This is a genomic window from Halovibrio salipaludis (assembly GCF_002286965.1).
Taxonomy (GTDB): Bacteria; Pseudomonadota; Gammaproteobacteria; order Pseudomonadales; family Oleiphilaceae; genus Halospina; species Halospina salipaludis.
In genome coordinates this window covers 1-544 of sequence record NZ_NSKD01000027.1, presented here as the reverse complement: position 1 = coordinate 544, position 544 = coordinate 1, and the positions used below count along the sequence as shown (strand labels likewise).

Genomic DNA, 544 nt, shown 5'->3' with positions numbered 1-544 from the left:
CTTGGTTTCAACTAATAACTGCAGCACCACCCGTTTCCAGTGCGCCTGAGTATTCACCCCAGAACACTTCCGCCGGTGTGCGATAACCGAGCCGTTTCCGGGGTCGGTTATTCAGTTGCTTTACGGTGGCCCGGAGCGCTTTGTCAGAGATCTTGCGGAAGTCCGTGCCCTTCGGGAAATACTGGCGCAGCAGCCCGTTGGTGTTCTCATTCGTGCCCCGCTGGCTGGAGCGGTACGGATCGCAGAAATAGGTCTCGACACTGAGCGTTTGAGCGATCCTTTCATGGTCCGCGAACTCAAATCCGTTATCCAATGTCAGAGTGCGCACCGCGCCTCTTATGGGCCGGAACTGGCGGATGATCGCCTCGGCTGTCGGCCTGGCTTTGAGCTGTACAAGCCGTTCAGCCAAAAGGTAACCACTGCGCCGCTCCACCAGGGTGACAAGGCCCGATTGCTTATGGCCGTGGAGCACGGTATCACCTTCCCAATGGCCCAGCGTTTGTCGGCGATCGACCTCGCCGGGGCGCTGCTCAATGCCAACCCG

1 protein-coding gene is annotated in these 544 nt (G+C 59.0%); it reads right to left on the bottom strand.

From position 1 onward, the window contains the following. Positions 1–7: 7 nt before the first annotated feature. Positions 8–544: IS30 family transposase (locus tag CK501_RS16640; RefSeq protein WP_143421476.1), on the bottom strand; the 537-nt coding region annotated here is incomplete at its 5' end.